The organism is Amycolatopsis samaneae (assembly GCF_039541975.1).
GTDB lineage: Bacteria > Actinomycetota > Actinomycetes > Mycobacteriales > Pseudonocardiaceae > Amycolatopsis > Amycolatopsis samaneae.
This window is the reverse complement of record NZ_BAABHG010000018.1, coordinates 41588-55935: the sequence shown is the minus strand read 5'-3', so window position 1 is coordinate 55935 and position 14348 is coordinate 41588. Positions and strand designations below refer to the sequence as shown.

General features: G+C 70.1%; 14 protein-coding genes. 6 read left to right on the top strand and 8 right to left on the bottom strand.

Annotated features, from left to right (window positions below; all coding sequences use genetic code 11):
* Positions 1–20 precede the first annotated feature (20 nt).
* Together ABD987_RS36840 and ABD987_RS36835 are read right to left on the bottom strand one after the other, a co-directional pair.
* Entirely contained in the window at positions 21–884 is an 864-nt protein-coding gene (locus tag ABD987_RS36840) for an HpcH/HpaI aldolase/citrate lyase family protein (protein WP_345405739.1), read from the bottom strand.
* 5 nt (positions 885–889) lie between these two features.
* Positions 890–1960 carry an HpcH/HpaI aldolase/citrate lyase family protein gene (locus ABD987_RS36835; protein WP_345405376.1) on the bottom strand — a complete coding sequence of 357 codons (1071 nt, stop codon included), beginning with the start codon at positions 1958–1960 and terminating at the stop codon, positions 890–892.
* 451 nt (positions 1961–2411) lie between these two features.
* Here ABD987_RS36835 and ABD987_RS36830 point away from each other — a divergent pair, with 451 nt between their 5' ends.
* The 3 genes from ABD987_RS36830 to ABD987_RS36820 are packed head-to-tail and all read left to right on the top strand — an operon-like array spanning position 2412 to position 4711.
* Positions 2412–3065: a hypothetical protein gene (locus tag ABD987_RS36830; RefSeq protein ID WP_345405373.1), complete on the top strand. Its 654-nt coding sequence runs from the start codon at positions 2412–2414 to the stop codon at positions 3063–3065.
* Between the two features lie 19 nt (positions 3066–3084).
* Complete coding sequence (locus ABD987_RS36825; RefSeq protein ID WP_345405370.1) at positions 3085–3735, top strand: NAD(P)H-binding protein; 651 nt, start codon at positions 3085–3087, stop codon at positions 3733–3735.
* 25 nt (positions 3736–3760) lie between these two features.
* Positions 3761–4711, top strand: coding sequence for a ribose-phosphate diphosphokinase (locus ABD987_RS36820; RefSeq protein ID WP_378214241.1), 951 nt, complete (start codon positions 3761–3763; stop codon positions 4709–4711).
* Here ABD987_RS36820 and ABD987_RS36815 read toward each other — a convergent pair.
* From ABD987_RS36815 to ABD987_RS36805, 3 genes are all read right to left on the bottom strand, one after another.
* Positions 4708–5436, bottom strand: coding sequence for an SDR family NAD(P)-dependent oxidoreductase (locus ABD987_RS36815; RefSeq protein WP_345405367.1), 729 nt, complete (start codon positions 5434–5436; stop codon positions 4708–4710). The genes ABD987_RS36820 and ABD987_RS36815 overlap by 4 nt on opposite strands.
* The gene (locus ABD987_RS36810) at positions 5436–6737 is read right to left on the bottom strand and encodes an MFS transporter (protein ID WP_345405364.1); all 1302 of its coding nucleotides are present in this window, start codon (positions 6735–6737) and stop codon (positions 5436–5438) included. The genes ABD987_RS36815 and ABD987_RS36810 overlap by 1 nt, the downstream gene beginning before the upstream one ends.
* Before the next feature lie 77 nt (positions 6738–6814).
* On the bottom strand, positions 6815–8122 hold the full coding sequence (locus ABD987_RS36805) for a D-arabinono-1,4-lactone oxidase (RefSeq protein WP_345405361.1): 1308 nt from the start codon (positions 8120–8122) through the stop codon (positions 6815–6817).
* Between the two features lie 97 nt (positions 8123–8219).
* Between ABD987_RS36805 and ABD987_RS36800 the strand changes: the two genes are divergently transcribed.
* Positions 8220–9404: an amino acid deaminase/aldolase gene (locus tag ABD987_RS36800; protein WP_345405358.1), complete on the top strand. Its 1185-nt coding sequence runs from the start codon at positions 8220–8222 to the stop codon at positions 9402–9404.
* Here ABD987_RS36800 and ABD987_RS36795 read toward each other — a convergent pair whose 3' ends face one another.
* Both ABD987_RS36795 and ABD987_RS36790 read right to left on the bottom strand, forming a co-directional pair.
* Entirely contained in the window at positions 9405–10145 is a 741-nt protein-coding gene (locus ABD987_RS36795; RefSeq protein ID WP_345405355.1) for a VOC family protein, read from the bottom strand. It abuts the gene before it with no gap.
* Between the two features lie 94 nt (positions 10146–10239).
* Positions 10240–10857 (bottom strand): TetR/AcrR family transcriptional regulator, encoded by a 618-nt coding sequence (locus ABD987_RS36790; protein WP_378214248.1) that lies wholly within the window; start codon positions 10855–10857, stop codon positions 10240–10242.
* 157 nt (positions 10858–11014) lie between these two features.
* Here ABD987_RS36790 and ABD987_RS36785 point away from each other — a divergent pair, with 157 nt between their 5' ends.
* Together ABD987_RS36785 and ABD987_RS36780 are read left to right on the top strand one after the other, a co-directional pair.
* Positions 11015–12337, top strand: a complete 1323-nt coding sequence (locus ABD987_RS36785; RefSeq protein WP_345405349.1) for a GH1 family beta-glucosidase — start codon at positions 11015–11017, stop codon at positions 12335–12337.
* The gene (locus ABD987_RS36780; protein WP_345405346.1) at positions 12330–13595 is read left to right on the top strand and encodes an MFS transporter; all 1266 of its coding nucleotides are present in this window, start codon (positions 12330–12332) and stop codon (positions 13593–13595) included. Before ABD987_RS36785 ends, ABD987_RS36780 begins: the two co-directional genes overlap by 8 nt.
* Before the next feature lie 328 nt (positions 13596–13923).
* On the opposite strand, the gene ABD987_RS36775 is transcribed toward ABD987_RS36780, so the two are convergent.
* Positions 13924–14337, bottom strand: a complete 414-nt coding sequence (locus tag ABD987_RS36775; RefSeq protein WP_345405343.1) for a hypothetical protein — start codon at positions 14335–14337, stop codon at positions 13924–13926.
* Positions 14338–14348: the final 11 nt, after the last annotated feature.

Genomic DNA, 14348 nt, shown 5'->3' with positions numbered 1-14348 from the left:
GCTCACCTTACGGCTTGTGACTAGCTCGCGGGCTCGCCGATGGCGTCGGCCAGCGCGAGGACTCGGCGGGCGTTGTCGACGTGCAGGTTCTCGATCATCCGGCCGTCCACCGTCACGACGCCCTTGCCCGCCGCCTGTGCCTCCTCGAACGCCGCGATGATCCGGCGCGAGCGGTCGATCTCCTCGGCGGACGGGGCGAAGATCCGGTTGCACGGCTCGACCTGTCCGGGGTGGATGAGCGTCTTGCCGTCGAAGCCGAACTGGCGGCCCTGCAGGCACTCCGCCTCGAACCCGGAGAGGTCCTTCACGTCGTTGTAGACGCCGTCGAGGATGACCTTGCCGGTCGCGCGCGCCGCGAGCAGCGCCAGCGACAGCCCGCCGAGCAGCGGCGCCCGGCCCGGCACGAACTCCGCGTGCAGCTCCTTGGCCAGGTCGTTCGTGCCCATCACCAGCACGGTCAGCCGCTCCGACGCGCCCGCGATCTCCGCCGCGCGCAGCATCGCGACCGGGGTTTCGACCATCGCCCAGATCTTCGTGTGCTCCGGGGCGCCGCCCAGCTCCAGCGCGCGCTCGATGTTGTGCACCTCGGCCGCCGAGTTCACCTTCGGCACCACCACCGCCGCGGGTCCGGCCGCCGCGGCCGCCCGCAGGTCGGCGTCGTGCCATTCGGTGTCGAGGCCGTTGACCCGGATGGTCACCTCGCGAGAGCCGTAGTCGCCGGACGAAGCGGCAGCGCAGACGCGTTCGCGTGCGGCCTCCTTCGCGTCCGGGGCGACGGCGTCCTCCAGGTCGAGGATCAGCGCGTCGGCGGGCAGCGTCTTCGCCTTCTCCAGCGCGCGCTCGTTCGCGCCCGGCATGTACAGCACCGAGCGGCGCGGCTTCACTTCACTCACGACAGGGCCTCCTTGGTGGCCGCGGCATAGGCGGCGGCCAGTTCCGCGTCGTTCGCGGCCAGCTCGTCGGCCAGCTCGGCGACCACCCGGCACTGCTTCACCGACGCGTCGTCCTGCATCTTCCCGTCGATCATGACCGCGCCCGTACCGTCACCCATTTCGGCGATGACCCGGCGCGCCCAGGCCACGTCGGACGGCGACGGCGAGAACACCTTCTTCGCGATGTCGATCTGCACCGGGTGCAGGCTCCACGCCCCGACACAGCCGAGCAGGAACGCGTTGCGGAACTGGTCCTCACAGGCCACGACGTCACGGATGTCCCCGAACGGCCCGTAGTACGGCAGGATCCCGTGCATCGCGCACGCGTCGACCATCCGCGCCACCGTGTAGTGCCACAGGTCCTGCTGGTACGTCGTGCGCCCGGCGGTCAGGTCGTCGCCGACGGGGTCGGTGCGCACCAGGTAGCCGGGGTGCCCGCCACCCACCCGGGTGGTCTTCATCCGGCGGCTCGCGGCCAGGTCGGCCGGGCCGAGCGAGATGCCCTGCATGCGCGGGCTCGCGCCGGCGATCTCCTCGACGTTGGCCACGCCGCTCGCGGTCTCCAGGATCGCGTGCACGAGCAGCGGCTTCGTCAGCCCGGCGCGGGCCTCCAGCTGGGCGAGCAGCCGGTCGACGTAGTGGATGTCCTGCGCGCCCTCGACCTTCGGCACCATGATGACGTCGAGCTTGTCGCCGATCTCGGTGACCAGCGTGACCAGGTCGTCCAGCACCCACGGCGAGTCGAGGCTGTTGACCCGCGTCCACAGCTGGGTGCCCCCGAAGTCGCTCGCCTTGGCGATCGCCACCAGCCCGGCGCGCGCGGCCTCCTTGCGGTCGGCGCGCACGGCGTCCTCGAGGTTGCCGAGCAGGACGTCGACCTTCTTCGCGATGTCCGGCACCTTGGCGGCCATCTTCTCGTTGCCGGGGTCGAAGAAGTGGATCATCCGCGACGGCCGCACCGGGATCTGGCGGAGCGGTTCCGGCGCGCCCAGCGCGAGCGGGGCGAAGAAGTCCTTCGGCGAGCGCATCGATCCTCCATGCACGGTCGTATACCGACGAGTAACCATAAACCCGGGCGGTGCCCGGACGCTGCGGCGCAAGTCACCTCCAACCGGGTGAGGGAACCCGAACGGGGCAACCGGGGGTGTGGCCGCTGGTCAGTGCTCCGGCGTCCACAGTGGATCCTCAAGCGATTGGGCCGAATGGTCTAGCGCGTTGAATCCTTTGCTCTACCGTGGTTCTGTGCCTTCGGTAGCGGTACGTGGGCGCACAGTAATGCCACTCACCTCGCACTCACTCGGTTGGCGGCACGGTCGGACCGAAGTCCGTCGACCGCCCGTCGACCGGTCACCGACCGCTGAGCGCCGTCGATCGCAGCCACTCGCGCTAGCCGGAGACCCCGCGTCGCCAGACTGGTACTCAAGTACCTGTGCCGGTTTTCGCTGGCACGAGCGGTACAGGGTTGAAGGAGGCGGACTCGTGGCGGCTACACCTCAGAACACCGAGAGCTCGGCGGTCACCGGAAGCGCGAAGCGCAGCCGGTCGCTGCCCAGCCGTGTGGTGCCGCCGATCGAGCTTCCGGCGAGTACCGGGGAGCTGGCCCGCAAGGCCGCCGCGCTGCTGGGCTGGCACGGCGTCGTGCTGCCCGAGACGACCGTGCTCGGCCGCAAGGTCTGCGTGGTCGCGCGCCTGCGCACCGACGTGCACGCCGAGCGGATCGCGATGGGTGTCGGTCCCGTCGCCGACCGCGCCACCGTCGACACCTGGACCTGGCCGGAGCTGGCCGCGACCGCACCCGCGCCGGCCGCCGAGATCATCGGCGTCCTCGCGGTCGCCCGGCACTGGCGCACCGCGATGGCCTCCGCGGTTCCGTTCGCACGCTACGGCGAGGCCGCGATGGTTCTCCCATCGCCAGCCGTACTGACGGAGGACTACGTCGGCAACTGCCTCCCGCGTGCCCGCGCGTACGGCCTCGCCGTCGTCTCCGCCGACCCGAACGCGATGATCGACCTCGACCTGGAGGGCCGCGCCGAGCGGATCCTGCTCGACGAGGACCCGGTGTCCCGCTTCGTCAACGAGCACGTCTACGACCAGCTGCTGCGCGCCACCGAGGTCCCGGCGGACGTCGACTAGGCAGGCTAGGGTCACCGGTATGCGAGTCGTCATCGCCGGTGGACACGGTCAGATCGCGCTGCGGCTGGAGAAGCTGCTTGCCGCGCGCGGAGACGAAGCGGTCGGGATCGTCCGCAATCCCGGGCACGTCGCCGATCTCGAAGCGGTCGGCGCCCGCGCCGCCCTCCTCGACCTGGAAAAGTCCGATGTGGACGCGGTGGCCGCGGTGCTCGACGGCGCCGACGCGGCGATCTTCGCCGCGGGCGCCGGGCCGGGCAGCGGTGCCGCCCGCAAGGACACAGTGGACCGTGGCGCCGCCGCGTTGTTCGGCGCGGCGGCCGAACAGGCCGGGGTCCGCAGGCACATCCAGGTCGGCTCGATGGGCACCGACCAGCTCGACTCGCCCGCGTTCAGCCCCGAGTTCCGCGTCTACCTGGAGGCCAAGAAGGCCGCCGAGGACGACCTGAAGGCCCGCGACCTCGACTGGACGATCCTGCGGCCGGGCCAGCTGACCGACGACCCCGGCACCGGGCTGGTGTACTTCGCCGAATCCACCGGCCGCGGCAAGATCCCGCGTGACGACGTCGCGCTCGGCCTCGTCGGTCTGCTCGACACGCCGGGCACCGCGGGCCGCACGCTGGAGCTGATCGCCGGTGACCTGTCGGTCGCCGACGCCCTCGCGGTGCTCTGAACGAAGGATCGTTACCCTGTCGGGAGTGAGCGCACGCGAGATCGCAGTCTTCAGCGGAAGTGCCCATCCCGAGCTCGCGGCGGAGATCTGCGCGCAACTCGGCGTCCCCCTGCTACCCACCCAGGTGCAGCGGTTCGCGAACGACTGCCTCGAGGTGCAGTTGCAGGCGAACTGCCGCGAACGCGACGTCTTCATCATCCAGCCGCTGGTCCGCCCGGTGCAGGAGAACCTCGTCGAGCTGTTGCTGATGCTCGACGCCGCGCGCGGTGCCTCGGCCGCCAGGATCACTGCGGTCATCCCGCACTACTCCTACGCGCGCTCGGACAAGAAGGACGCGCCGCGGATCTCGATCGGCGGAAAACTGGTCGCCGACCTGCTGGTCACCGCGGGGGCGAACCGGGTGCTGGCGATGACGTTGCACTCGCCGCAGGTGCACGGATTCTTCGACATCCCGGTCGATCACCTGCACGCGCTGCGGGAGCTGGCCCGGTACTTCCGGCAGTACGACCTGTCGAAGACCACCGTGGTGTCCCCGGATCTGGGCAACGCCAAGGAGGCGGCGCATTTCGCGCGGCTGCTCGGGGCGCAGGTCGCGGCCGGGGCGAAGCAGCGTTTCGCCGACGACCGCGTCCAGATCAGCTCGGTGATCGGCGAGATCACCGGCCGCGACGTGATCGTCCTCGACGACGAGATCGCCAAGGGCAGCACGGTGCTCGAACTCCTGGACCGCCTTCGCGAGCTGAAGCCGCGGTCGATCCGGGTCGCCTGCACGCACGGGCTCTTCGCCGCCAAGGCGATCGAGCGCATCGGCGCGCAGGAGGACGTGCTGGAGATCGTCTGCACCAACACGGTGCCGATCCCGAAGGACGAACGCTCGGACAAGCTCAAGATCCTCTCGATCGCCCCGGCGATGGCCGAAGCGATCCGCCGCATCCACAACGGCGAGTCCGTCAGCGCGCTCTTCGAGTCCGTTTAGGCCATCAGGGCGCCGCCGTTGACGTCGAGGACGGCGCCGGTGATCCAGCCCGCTTCCCCGGAGGCGAGGAACCCGACCGCGGCCGCGACGTCCTCGGCGGTGCCGAGGCGTCCGACCGGAACGGCGGCGAGGACGCGACGCAGCAGTTCGGGGTCCCGGCCGGTGATGAGGCCGGTGTCGACCGGGCCGGGCGCGACGGCGTTCACAGTGACGCCGTCGACTGCGAGTTCGCGCGCTGCGCTGCGGGTCAGCGAGATCAGTCCCGCCTTGGAACTCGCGTACGCGGCGGTGCCGATCAGCCCGCCGCCCTGCCGTCCCGCGACCGACGCGACGTTCACGATCCGGCCACCGCGGGCCCGCATCGGCGCGATCGCGGCGCGGATCGCGGTGAGCGCCGCGGTCAGGTTGACCGCGTGCACGTGTTCCCAGCGTTCGGGCGTCAGTTCGGCCAGCGGCGTCGTGTCCAGCACCGCCGCGTTGTTGACCAGCACGGCGTGTCCCGGCCCTGCCGCCAGCGCCGTCCGGACGGCTTCGGCCAGCGCGTCGTGGTCGGTGACGTCCAGCGCGACCGTCCGATATGGACCATCCACTGCGGACAGTGCGGCGGCGTCGCGGTCGATCAGCGTGACCTCGGCGCCGCGAGCGGCCAGCGTGGCCGCGGTCGCCAGGCCGATCCCGCGGGCGGCGCCGGTGACGACCGCGGCCACGCCGTCGAGCGCGGACATCAGGGCGCCAGGCCGTCGGTGAAGTCGGCGTCCTTGGTCTCGCGAAGCAGCAGCAGCGAGACCACGCAGATCACCGCGATGCCGATCAGGTAGAGCGAGATCGGCGTGGAAGATCCGGTCCTGGCCAGCAGGTCGGTCGCGATGATCGGGCTGACCCCGCCGCCGACCACGCCCGCCGCGCTGTAGGCGAAGGACGCGCCGGAGTAGCGGAACCGCACCCGGAACAGCTCGGGCAGGAACGCGCCCATCGGCCCGTAGAGCATCGCGAAGCACAACAGGCCGCCGGTCATGCCGAGCGTGATCAGCAGTGGGTCCCGGGTTTCGATGAGCCAGAACATCGGGAACGCCCACAGCGCGGCGAGCACCGCCGACGCGACACACAGCCGTTTGCGGCCGATCCGGTCGGAGTACACCGCGAAGACCAACGTCAGCAGACCCATCACCGACACCGCGATCATGGCCGCGACCAGCATCATCGTCCGGCTGATCTTGAGCGTGCCGGTGCCGTAGGAGAGCACGAACGTGGTGACCGTGTAGAACAGCGTGTGCGCCAGGATGAACGACAGCGTGGCGAGCGCGAGCACGCCGGGCTGACGGCGCAGCAGGTCGAGGAACGGGACGCGGGATCGCTCCTGTTTGTCGAGCGCGGCCTGGAAGATCGGCGTCTCGGCGATCCGCATCCGGATGTAGTAGCCGACGGCCAGCAGGATGGCCGAGGCCAGGAACGGGATGCGCCAGCCGATCGCGCGGAAGGTCTCGGCCGACATCGTCGCGTTGAGCAGCAGGAACAACGCGTTGCCGAGCACGAACCCGATCGCGGGACCGAGCTGCGGGAACGCCGAGTACAGCCCGCGCTTGCCCGGCGGCGCGTACTCGGTGGCGAGCAGCACCGCGCCGCCCCACTCCCCGCCGAGGCCGATGCCCTGCAGGAACCTCGTGATCACCAGCAGGATCGGCGCGGCGACGCCGATGTCCTGATAGGACGGGATGAGCCCGATGGCCACGGTCGCCCCGCCCATCAGCAGCAGCGAGACGATGAGCATGCGCTTGCGGCCGAGTCGATCGCCAAAATGTCCGAAAAGGACGGAGCCGAGCGGCCGGGCGACGAACCCGACGGCGAAGGTCGCGAACGAGGCCAGCGTGCCGGCGAGCGCGGAGAACTGCGGGAAGAAGACCGTGCCGAACACCAGCGCGGCGGCGGTGCCGTAGATGTAGAAGTCGTAGAACTCGATCGCGGTGCCGATGAAGCTGGCGGTCGCGATCCGGCGGCGCGACGGCGCTTCGGTGTTCGTGCTGCTCACCCGCCGATGTGATCATGCGGGCGCGTGCCGGGCAAGGGACTAGACGGGTCGAAGTACTTCTTGCCGCTGAGACCCCATCAGCACAGTGGTCCGAGCACGCGGTCCAGGTGGGTGTTGGTGAACACGCCCGCGGGGTCGACCTCCTTGCGGACACGGAGGAAGTCGTCGAAGCGCGGGTAGCGCGCACGCAGGGTGTGCACGTCGAGATCGTGCATCTTGCCCCAGTGCGGGCGGCCGCCGACCTGGCCGGCGATGTCGGCGAAGGCGGTGAAGTACTCGCGGTAGGGCATGCCGGCGAACTGGTGGATCGCGATGTAGGCGGAGTCGCGGCCGTGCGCGGTGGACAGCCAGATGTCGTCACCGGCGGCGACGCGGACCTCGACCGGGAACATCACCGGGTTCTCCAGCCTCGGCACGAGCGCGCGCAGTTCGGCGAGCACGTCGAGAACGGATTCGCGGGGCACGGCGAACTCGGACTCGGTGAACCGGACTCCGCGGTGCGTGACGAACACGCGGTGGGAGAGGTCGCTGTAGTCGCGTTCGGACAGTACCCGCGAGGCGAAACCGCCCAGTGGCTTGACGAGTTTCGGGACCGTGCGGCCGAGGCGGCACAGTCCGCCGAAGGCGAGGTTCTCGGTGAGGTCGTAGTCGATGTACTGCTTGAGCCTGCTCAGCGGCCTGCGTTCGGCGTCGGCAGGGAGCCGGTTGTTGCGCTTGACCAGCGCGTCGCGGCCGTAGGGGAACCAGTAGAACTCGAAATGGTCGTTGGTGGCGGCGAACTCGTCGAAGCCTTCGAGGACCTGTTCCAGTGGTTCCGGTCGTTCCTGCGCCGCGAGCACGAACGACGGCTCGCACCGGAGGGTGACGGTGGTGATGACGCCGAGCGCGCCGAGCCCGACCCTGGCGGCGGCGAAGAGGTCCGGGCGTTCGCCGGCCGAGCAGGTGACGATCGACCCGTCGGCGAGGACGAGTTCGAGCGCGGCGATCTGGGTGGCGATCCCGCCGAACTTCGCGCCGGTGCCGTGGGTACCGGTGGAGATCGCGCCCGCGACGGTCTGCGCGTCGATGTCGCCGAGGTTGGTCATCGCGAGGCCGAGCGCGTCGAGTTCGGCGTTGAGCTGCCGCAACGTCGTGCCGGCGCGGACGGTGACCAGACCCGTGGTGACGTCGGCCTTTTCGATGCCGGTCCAGTGGGTCAGGTCGAGCGCGTCGGAGTCCGCGACGGCGATCGCGGTAAAGGAGTGGCCGCTGCCCCAGGCACGGACGCGGTGCCCCGAAGCGGACACGGTGGACACGGTTTCCGCGATCTCGGCCACGCTGCGCGGCCGATGGACGCGCAGCGGTGCGGCGTGCGCGGTTCCGGCCCAGTTGCTCCACCGTGTCATGCGTCTACACCTTGTCGTCGTCGTCAAGGGATGTGCGTGCCGAAACAGTAAGTGAATAGTATTCGCGTTTCAAGGCTTGTTGTCGTACTTTAGAGCGGTGACCAGTGCGACGGTGTACGACGCGGCGACCAAGGACCTCGATCCTCCGTTCGCGGTCGTCGATCTGGCGGCGTTCGACGCGAACGCCGACGATCTGGTGCGCCGCGCCGCGGGCAAGCCGATCCGCGTGGTCAGCAAGTCCGTGCGCTGCCGTGCGCTGTTGGAGCGGGTGCTCGCGAAACCGGGCTTCACCGGGCTGATGTGCTACTCGCTGGCCGAGGCCGTCTGGCACGTCGAGCAGGGCACCACCGACGACATCGTCGTCGCGTACCCGACGGCCGATCATGGCGCGCTGCGCGGCCTCGCCGCGAACGAGCGCGCGCGGGCGGCGATCACGATCATGGTCGATTCGACCGCGCATCTGGACCTGGTGGACGCCGCGCTCGGCGACGGACATCCGGAGATCCGCGTGTGCCTGGAGCTGGACGCGTCGTGGCGGCCGCTGCCCGGCGTGCACGTCGGCACCCGCCGGTCGCCGGTTTTCACCCCGAAGCAGGCCGCCGAACTGGCGCGGATCATCGTGGCGCGCAAGGGTTTCCGGCTGGCCGGGATGATGGCGTACGAGGGGCAGATCGCCGGGCTGGGCGACGCGGACGGCGCCCGCCCGAAGAACGCGCTGATCGGCTGGATGCAGCGCCGGTCCGCGGCGGAGCTGGCCCGGCGGCGCGGGGCCGCGGTGCGGGCCGTACGCGCGATCGCGGAACTGGAGTTCGTGAACGGCGGCGGCAGCGGCAGCGTCGAGTCCACCGTCGCCGAGGGCGCGGTCACCGAGGTCGCGGCGGGTTCGGGGCTCATCGGCCCGACCCTCTTCGACGGCTACGCCCACTTCAGCCCGCGCCCCGCCGCGTTGTTCGCGCTGCCGGTGGTTCGCCGTCCGACGCGCAACGTCGCGACGCTCTACTCCGGCGGTTACATCGCTTCGGGCCCGACAGGGCCTTCGCGCGTTCCGACGCCGTACCTGCCTGAAGGGCTTTCGCTGTTGAGTTTCGAGGGCGCGGGTGAAGTCCAGACGCCGGTCACCGGCGAAGCCGCCCGGTCGCTGAAGCTCGGCGACCGCGTCTGGATGCGTCACGCGAAGGCGGGCGAACTCGCCGAACGGTTCACGCACTACCACCTGCTCTCCGGTGACCAGGTGGAGCGCACCGTGCCGACCTACCGTGGCGAGCAGCGGAACTTCGGCTGATCAGGGGCGTGAGCCGACCGAGAACTCGGTGCCCCACGGGTCGGTGACCGTGGCCATGCGGGCGTACCGCGTGTCCTCGGGTGCGGTGGCCGTCCCACCCGCGGCCCTGACCCGCGCCACGGTTTCGTCGGCGTCGGCGACCTCGATCAGCGTTCCCCAGTTCGACACCCTGGCGTCCGCCGAGCCCATGATGCCGCCGATCTCGTGGCCGTCCGGCCTGCGGAGGAAGGTGAAGTCGACGCCGGGCAGATCGTCGTTGCCGTCCAGCGTGAAGTCGAAAACCGCGGTGTAGAAGGCCCGTGCCCGCTCGGCGGCGGGAGTGACCAGGTCGTTGCGCACCAACGTGCCCGGCTCGTTGACCAGCCGGCAGCCCGGCCGCGTCCGGCCCTGCCAGAGCCCGAACCGCGCACCGGTCGGGTCGAGGGCGTAGGCGACGCGGGCCTGGTCGCCGACGTCGTGCGGCTCGTCGAGCAGCGTGCCGCCCGCGGCGACCACGTTCTTCGCGGCGCCGTCGCAGTCGTCCGTGGCCAGGTGGACGGTCCAGCCGCCGCCCGAGGTCACGGCCTCCCGCAGGCCCGCGACCGGGAGGCCGCGCAGCAGGCAGGTGGCGCCGTTCTCCTCCTCGGCGAACTCCCAGCCGAAAACGGATCCGTAGAACTCCCGCGTCCCGGCCGGATCCGCGACGTCCAGTTCGATCCAGGTCGGCGTGCCCAGCGGCTGGTTGTGGTCGACTCGGCTCATCGTGTGCTCCCTCGTTCGGTGACCCGGCCGAGCGTAGGGAGCGTTTAGGTCAGATCCGGTCCTACTGGCGGCGAAGGCGCTTACCCGATCGGGGTCATTCGCCGAACTTGCTCGCCAGGTAGCCCTTCACCAGGTACTTCGTCTCCGTGACGATCTTCTCGTCACCGCTCGCCTCGCGGCGGAAGGCGAGCTTGAGCAGTGCGTCGGCGGCCTCGTTGGCGATGGTGATGGCGAAGCGCAGGTCCTCCACGGGCCGGTCCACCCGCACGCTGAGCAGATCGGTCAGCGAGTCGACGAGCACGGCGTTGTTGTCCCGGTCCTCGTCGAGCAGCTGCCGGTCGACCACGTCGCCGAAGTGGACCTTGGAGAAGCCGGGTACCTCGCGGTGCATCCGCAGGTAGATGTCGAGGATCGAGTCGACGACGTCCCACCAGTGCTCCGGGCTGAGTTCGGTCAGCCGCTCGTTCACCGCGGCGACGAAGCGCTCCATGTTGCGCTGGGTCAGTGCCTGGACCACGGCCCGCTTGTCCGGGAAGAACTGGTACAGCGAGCCGACGGCGACGCCGGCCCGCTTGGCGATGAGCGTCGTGGTCAGTGCGTCGTAGCCGAGCTCGTCGATCAGCGCGGCGCTCGCGTCGAGCATCTGCTCCACGCGCTTCGCGCTGCGCTGCTGCACCGGCTGCCGCCGGAGGGGGGTGGTGTCGGCCGGCATCTTCGAGGCCTCGACGTCGGGCACTGAGCTCCTCCTCCATTTTTCGCTCTGGGACATTACCGTGCCGACGGGCTTCCCCAGGCCCGGCCGACGACCTAGTATATGAGAACTTTTCACGTTCACCCGCACGGGTGGCAGGACGAAAGGTGCGTAGCCGGTGGAGTTTCCGACCTTCCCGCCCGATTTCCTCTGGGGAGTTTCGACTTCGGCCTTCCAGATCGAGGGAGCCACCAAGGAGGGCGGCCGCGGACCGTCCATTTGGGACACTTTTACCGCGACCGAGGGCAAGGTAGCACGCGGGGAAAACGCGGACGTCGCGGCTGATCATTATCACCGGTATCCGGAAGACATCGCGTTGATGGCCGAACTCGGCGTCGATGCCTACCGCCTTTCCATCGCCTGGCCGCGTATTCAGCCCACCGGCAGCGGCAGGCCCAATCCGGCCGGACTTTCCTTCTACGACAAGCTGATCGACGCAGTGTGCGAGGCCGGGATCGCCCCCGTGGTCACGCTGTACCACTGGGACAGTCCACAGGTGATCGAGGACGACGGTGGCTGGCTTTCCCGGGGCACCGCCGACCGGTTCGCAGAGTACGCCGCGATCCTCGGAGCACGATTCGCCGATCGGGTGAAATTGTGGATTCCGCTCAACGAGCCGATGGTCATGTCGATTTATGGCTACGCGATCGGCGAGTACGCGCCAGGGAAGACCTTGTTGCTCGACGCCATCCCGACCGCGCATCACCAGGCACTCGCGCACGGCAAGGCCGTCCAGGCGCTGCGGGCCGCGGGCGCCACCGGCGTCGGCACCGCGAACAACCACTCGCCGGTCTGGCCCGCAGCCGACACGCCCGCCGATCGCGCCGCGGGCGCGTGGCTCGACGCCTTGATCAACCGCCTCTACGCCGACCCTGTCCTGCTGGGCAGCTACCCGGAGGAACTGCACCCGTATCTGCCAGAGGGGTTCGCCGACGACCTGCCGGCCATCGCGCAGCCGCTCGACTTCTACGGCGTCAACTACTACGAGCCGCAGGGCGTCGCCGCGCCCGGCGAGGGCAATCCGCTGCCGTTCGAGCTTCGCCCGATCGAGGGCTATCCGATGACCACCAACGATTCGCCGATCGTCCCGCACGGATTACGCGAGCTGCTGGTGTCCTTCCACGAGCGCTACCGTGACAGGCTTCCGCCGGTTCACATCACCGAAAACGGGTGCAGTTTCGCTGACGAGGTCGACGCGGACGGCACGGTGCGCGACCCCGAACGCGTCGACTTCCTCGCCGGGCACCTCGGCGCCGTGCGCGAGGCGATGGACGCCGGGGTGGACGTCCGCGGCTACTTCGTCTGGTCCCTGTTGGACAACTTCGAATGGTCCAAGGGCTACGCGCCGCGCTTCGGGCTGGTGCACGTCGACTACGAGACGCAGCGCCGCACGCCCAAGGATTCCTTCCACTGGTACCGGAAGCTGGTGCGTCATGAGTGAGACCGCCGCCGACCCCGCCACCCCGGAGGCACTGGCCGAACCCGTCGTCCCGGTCCGCGCCGGGTGGATGAGCCTGCTGTTCTTCGCCAACATCGCGCTCTGGCTCGGGATCTACGCGCCGATCCAGGTGCTGCTGCCGAAGCAGGCGGAACTGCTCGCCGCGACGGACAAGGAGTTCGTGTTCGGTCTCGTCACCGGGGTCGGTGCGGTCGTCGCGATGGTGACGAATCCGGCGATCGGGTTGCTGTCGGATCGCACCTGCTCCCGCTTCGGCCGTCGTCACCCGTGGACGGTCGCGGGCGCGACGGTCGCCGCGCTCGGGCTGCTCACGCTGGCGATCGCCCCGAACGTCGCGGTGATGATCATCGGCTGGTGCCTCGTGCAGGCCGGGCTGAACGGGATGCTCGCGACGTTGATGTCGGGCATGGCCGATCGGGTGCCGGTCGGCCAGCGCGCCCAGGTCGGCGGGCTGATCGGTATCGCGCAGATGCTCGGCACGGTGCTCGGCGCGGCGGTGGTCGTGGTCATGCTCGACCTCGCCGGGCTGCCACCGGCCTACGCCGTCTGCGCGGCGATCGTCCTCGCGGGCGCGGCGGCGTTCGTGCTGCGCACCCCGGACGCGCGGCTGCCGGTGGCGTTCCGGCCCTCCACCCGGCTGCGCGAGGTGCTGGCCGAGCTGTGGGTCTCGCCGCGACGTCACCCGGACTTCGCGTGGGCGTGGGCCTGTCACTTCATGATCAACCTCGGGAACGCGTTCGGGACGCTGTACCTGTTGTTCTTCCTCAAGGACGCGGTGCACTACGCCGATCCGGACACCGGGCTGCTGATCATGATGGGCCTCTACGGTGTCGCGCTGGTGATCGGCGCGGTGCTGGCCGGGCACTTCTCCGACCGGTCAGGCCGCCGCAAGCCCTACGTCCTCGGGGCGTCGGCGGTGATGGCGCTCGCCGCGCTCCTGCTGGTGGTGTGGCAGACCTGGCCGGTCGCGCTCGTGGCGTCCCCGCTGCTGGGCGTCGGTTTCGGCACGTACATGGCGGTCGCGCTGGCGATGCTCACGCAGGTGCTGCCCGCCGCGCGGGACCGGGCGAAGGACCTCGGCGTCGTCAACATCGCGAACTCGCTGCCGCAGGTCGTCGCGCCGCTGCTGACGACCGTCATCCTCGCGTCGTTCGGGGGCTACCCGGCCCTGTTCACCGCGTCGGCGGTGGCGACCGTGATCGCCGGGGTACTGGTCACCCGGGTGCGGTCGGTCGGCTGATCGGTATGGAACCGCGGGCCGGTGCCGGTCGGGGGAGGGGAGTGCAACGGCACCGGCCCGCGGAATCAGGGGGCCACTCGTGGGCGGGGCGCAGGGTGTGAGCTACGAAAACCGCACCCTGCGGCTGATGATCTTCATAATCTAGCGGTCGGATTATGCCCTCCGCTAGGTTTTTCGCGGAAATTTTTCGATTAATCGCGGTGGGGACCGGGATGGTTGCCGAGCGTCGGTCTGTCACGGTCGGGGAGCCGGACAAACCCGCGTCGGCCGGGACGAACACGACGGCGCGCCGAGGGGGCGGGGTCGGAGCGCCGTCGTGCCCGTCGGGTCAGGCCGGGGCGGTGGCGCGCCGCGGGGGAACCAGCGCGTGCCGTCCGGTGGTCTCGGCGGGGGACGGCTGGCCGGGCACGGCGGCCCGGCGCCGACCGGGACGCAGCCTGCTCGCGGCCGACGCCGTCTGCTGCGGCGCGAGACCGCCCGCGACGAGGTGCTCGTGCGCGGCCTGCCAGACCGAGCACGGCGCCTTGCAGCGGTGCCACCGGGTCGAGCAGGTTGGGCAGTCACCGCGCTCGTCGGGCTCGTGCGCCTTCAGCATCGCGCGCCAGCCCTCGGTCAGCCGGGGCAGTTCGGAGCGGGCCACCGACACCAGCGACTGCGCGTCCGCCCGGTCCGCGAGGTCCGCCAGCATGTCGAGGCGTTCCCAGACCGCGTTGCGCAGGACCTGGCCTAGTACCTGATCCATCGAGAGCTCAC